This window comes from Parasphingorhabdus sp. (genome assembly GCF_049667325.1).
In the GTDB taxonomy this organism is placed as follows: Bacteria; Pseudomonadota; Alphaproteobacteria; order Sphingomonadales; family Sphingomonadaceae; genus Parasphingorhabdus.
This window is the reverse complement of record NZ_JBATHY010000070.1, coordinates 1-4,324: the sequence shown is the minus strand read 5'-3', so window position 1 is coordinate 4,324 and position 4,324 is coordinate 1. Positions and strand designations below refer to the sequence as shown.

The window sequence follows — 4,324 nt, the reverse complement described above, 5'->3', positions numbered from 1 at the left end:
ATGTTGCAGAAAATGTCGGCGAAGAATCGCGCTTCATGCATCAGGGCATGACCTCGAGCGATGTTCTCGATACCTGCCTGGCGGTACAACTGGCGCGCGCGTCGGACATATTGCTGGCCGATATCGATGCGCTGCTCGCTGCAATCAAGACACGAGCGTTCGAACATAAGTTCACGCCCACGATCGGCCGCAGCCATGGCATTCATGGCGAGCCGGTTACTTTTGGTCTGAAGCTCGCCCAGGCCTATGCCGAATTTGAACGCAACCGCGAACGGCTGGTCGCAGCGCGCAAGGAAATCGCAACCTGCGCGATTTCCGGCGCGGTCGGAACATTCGCCAATATCGATCCCAAGGTCGAAGAGCATGTCGCAGAGAAACTGGGCCTGACAGTAGAGCCCATCTCCACCCAGGTGATCCCGCGCGACCGCCATGCGCAATTTTTCGCAACGCTCGGCGTTATCGCCTCTTCGGTGGAACGACTCGCGGTTGAAATCCGCCATCTTCAGCGCACCGAAGTGCTCGAGGCCGAAGAATATTTCTCGCCCGGCCAAAAGGGCAGCAGCGCAATGCCGCACAAGCGCAACCCTATCCTCACCGAAAATCTCACCGGCCTCGCCCGGATGGTCCGCAGCTACGCCCTGCCCGCGATGGAAAATGTCGCCCTGTGGCACGAACGCGATATTTCGCACAGTTCGGTCGAACGGATGATCGGGCCGGATGCGACGATCACGCTCGACTTTTCGCTGGTGCGATTGACCGGGGTCATCGAAAAGCTGCTGATCTATCCCGAACGGATGCAGAAGAATCTCGACCGGATGGGCGGTCTTGTCCATTCACAGCGCGTTCTGCTGGCGCTGACCCAGGCTGGCATCAGCCGCGAAGACAGCTATCGCATCGTCCAGCGCAACGCGATGAAAGTCTGGGAATCGGACGGGCAGATCGCGTTACTCGATCTGCTAAAGGCCGATCCGGACGTCAGCGCAAAACTGACAGACGAAGAGCTCGAGGAACGGTTCAACCTCGATTATCATTTCAAACATGTCGACACGATTTTCGACCGGGTCTTTGGAAACTAGAACAGTTTCCGGAACAACTGCATAGCATCTGGCCACCCGCCTTTTTTACGACTAGGATAGTTGCTGAACGAAAAAGGGTGAGTCATGCAATTTATCAAAATCCTGTTCTGGGTTCTTCTGCTGGTGGCGACCTTCATTTTCTGGTGGACCAATGAAGCACGGGCTTCGCTCGATATGGTAGCGGCGGTTATCGAAGCGAGGGTTTCGACCTTCGTCGTCGGTGCCTTTCTGCTCGGCTTCCTGCCCACCTGGCTGCTTCTCAGAGGCTCTAAATGGCGGCTCCAGCGACGGATCAAGACGCTGGAAGATGCGGCAAGACCGGCCGTTGTCCCGACGCCAGCACCTAGCCGTGCACCAACGCCGGCCGCGGAACCGGCTCCGGCCGTATCATCGGTCGGCAACGACCCAGTGACGGGCGTATGAGCAACCCGATTTTTGTTGCGCTCGACACGCCTGATCTCGATCAGGCGATCGCAATTGCGCAGTCGGTCAAAGGCCATGTCGGCGGTCTGAAACTGGGCCTCGAATTTTTTTGCGCCCATGGTCATCACGGGGTCCACGAAATCCAGAAGCTCGACCTGCCGATCTTTCTTGATCTCAAATTGCACGATATTCCCAATACCGTGGCCAAGGCGATGCAGGCGATCAACATGCTCGAACCGGCGATCGTGACCGTCCACGCCTCGGGTGGCCGGGCGATGATGGAAGATGCCAAGGCAGCGGCCAACGAACATACAAAGGTCGTCGGCGTCACCCTGCTCACCTCGCTCGACGAGAATGATATGGGCAGTATCGGCTATGCCGGCACGCCGCATGATCAGGTCGAGCGGCTCGCCGATCTCGCCCGCGAAGCGGGACTGGACGGTATCGTCTGTTCGGGCAATGAAGTCGGCGCGGCGCACAAGAACTGGAAAGACGGCTTTTTCGTCGTCCCCGGCCTGCGGCCAAAAGGCGGCGCAATGGGCGACCAGAAACGCGCGATGACCCCGCAGCAAGCCAGAGACAATGGCGCGAGTGTGCTGGTGATCGGCCGGCCGATTACCGGTGCGGATAATCCTAATGCGGCGGCGCGTGCGATTGAAGCGACGCTTTAAGCTTTTTATCGTCACCCTGAACTTGATTCAGGGCCCAGAGCGGCAAGCGGCGAAATCCATGACAACTCACTCTGGATGCTGAATCAAGTTCAGCATGACGAATAATGTTTAGCGCGCTAAAAACCTATCCATGAAAACAAAAATCAAAATCTGCGGCCTTTCGACAGAAGCCGCCATCGACGCTGCTGTCGAAACCGGCGCCACCCATATCGGTCTGGTCCATTTCGCAAAAAGCCCGCGCCATGTTTCGCTGAAACGCGCGAAGGAATTGCGCGCCTATGCCGGAAAGCGGATCAAGACCGTTCTCCTGCTGGTCAATGCCGACCCCAAGCTGACCGGGCAGGCGATTGATGCGGTCCGGCCCGATGTCCTGCAATTTCACGGCAGCGAAACGCCCGACTGGCTGAAACTGGTTGCCGACAATAGCGGCCTCGAAATCTGGAAGGCGCTCGGCGTGAAGGACGCGCCCACGCTGGCAAAATCCAGCCGTTATGTCGGCGCAGCGAACCGGCTGTTGTTTGACGCCCCGGCCAAGGCACTGCCCGGGGGAACCGGAACATCCTTCGACTGGTCCTTGCTCGCAGGCCATGACCATCAGGTCGATTGGGGACTGGCCGGCGGCCTTGATCCGGACAATGTCACAGACGCCCTGAACGCAACACACGCCCCGCTGGTCGACGTCTCCTCCGGCGTGGAATCCGCGCCCGGTGTCAAAGATGTGGACAGAATCGCCGCCTTTTGCCAAGCGGTGCGGGAATATGACGCGTCCAAGTAAGACCCGTTCGCCCTGAGCCTGTCGAAGGGTGATTGCCGCGAGGATTCGTACTTCGACAAGCTCAGCACGAACGGATATGATCGCACAATGAACGACACACCCCCCAACAGCTTCCGCAACATGCCCGACGACCGCGGCCATTTTGGCGAATTTGGCGGGCGCTATGTCGCCGAAACGCTGATGCCGCTGATCCTCGATCTGGAAAAACATTATCGCGCGGCGCAGGCCGATCCGGCGTTCGAGGAACAGTTCAACGATCTGCTGCAAAATTATGTCGGTCGGCCTTCCCCGCTCTATTATGCCGAAAGCCTGACCGAGGAAGTCCGCAAGGATGCGCCGACAGGCAAAGGCGCGCAAATCTGGTTCAAGCGCGACGAGCTCAACCATACCGGCGCGCACAAGATCAACAATTGTATCGGCCAGATATTGCTCGCGATGCGCATGGGCAAGACGCGGATTATCGCCGAAACCGGTGCCGGTCAGCATGGCGTGGCAACCGCGACCGTCTGCGCGCGTTTTGGCCTGCCTTGCACGATTTTCATGGGCGCTACCGATGTCGCGCGGCAGAAACCCAATCTGTTCCGGATGAAATTGCTCGGCGCGGAAGTCGTGCCGGTGACCAGCGGCGCAGCGACGCTGAAAGACGCGATGAACGAGGCGCTGCGCGACTGGGTCGCCAATGTCCACGACACATTCTACATCATCGGCACCGCTGCCGGTCCCCATCCCTACCCTGAACTGGTTCGCGATTTCCAGAGCGTGATCGGCAAGGAAGCCCGCGCCCAGATGCTCGACCGTGTCGGGCGTCTGCCCGATATGCTGGTCGCGGCCATTGGCGGCGGCTCCAATGCCATCGGCCTGTTTCATCCGTTTCTCGACGATCCGGACGTCAAGATGCTCGGCATCGAAGCGGCGGGCCATGGCCTCGACAAGCAACATGCCGCGAGCCTCGCCGGCGGCGGCCCCGGCATATTGCACGGCAACAAGACCTATCTGCTGCAGGACGAAGACGGCCAGATTACCGAAGCCCATTCGATCAGCGCCGGCCTCGACTATCCCGGCATCGGTCCGGAGCACAGCTGGCTGAAAGAATCCGGCCGCGTCGATTATGACAGCGCTACCGACACCGAAGCGCTCGACGCCTTCCAGCTGCTCTGCCGCACCGAAGGGATTATTCCCGCGCTGGAACCCAGCCATGCGATTGCCGCGGTAACGCGGGAGGCGGTGAAGATGGATCGGGACAAGATTATCCTGGCGAACCTGTGTGGACGCGGCGACAAGGATATTTTCACTGTCGCCGAGGCGCTTGGGACGGAAATATGAACATCGCCACTCGTCATGCTGAACTCGTTTCAGCATCCATCGATGCATCGCAGAAC

General features: G+C 59.2%; 5 protein-coding genes. All 5 read left to right on the top strand.

What is annotated here, in order from left to right:
* A partial coding sequence (purB, locus tag WBM93_RS03730) for an adenylosuccinate lyase (protein ID WP_424428322.1) occupies positions 1 to 1,076 on the top strand: 1,076 nt, incomplete at its 5' end.
* A gap of 84 nt (positions 1,077 to 1,160) precedes the next feature.
* A complete protein-coding gene (locus tag WBM93_RS03725; RefSeq protein ID WP_424428319.1) occupies positions 1,161 to 1,499 on the top strand; it encodes a LapA family protein in 339 nt (112 codons plus the stop codon).
* Complete coding sequence (pyrF, locus tag WBM93_RS03720; protein WP_424428316.1) at positions 1,496 to 2,170, top strand: orotidine-5'-phosphate decarboxylase; 675 nt, start codon at positions 1,496 to 1,498, stop codon at positions 2,168 to 2,170. Before WBM93_RS03725 ends, pyrF begins: the two co-directional genes overlap by 4 nt.
* 130 nt (positions 2,171 to 2,300) lie before the next feature.
* Positions 2,301 to 2,945 carry a phosphoribosylanthranilate isomerase gene (locus tag WBM93_RS03715; RefSeq protein WP_424428313.1) on the top strand — a complete coding sequence of 215 codons (645 nt, stop codon included), beginning with the start codon at positions 2,301 to 2,303 and terminating at the stop codon, positions 2,943 to 2,945.
* Between the two features lie 87 nt (positions 2,946 to 3,032).
* Positions 3,033 to 4,268, top strand: coding sequence for a tryptophan synthase subunit beta (gene trpB, locus WBM93_RS03710; RefSeq protein ID WP_424428310.1), 1,236 nt, complete (start codon positions 3,033 to 3,035; stop codon positions 4,266 to 4,268).
* The last annotated feature ends 56 nt before the right edge of the window (positions 4,269 to 4,324 follow it).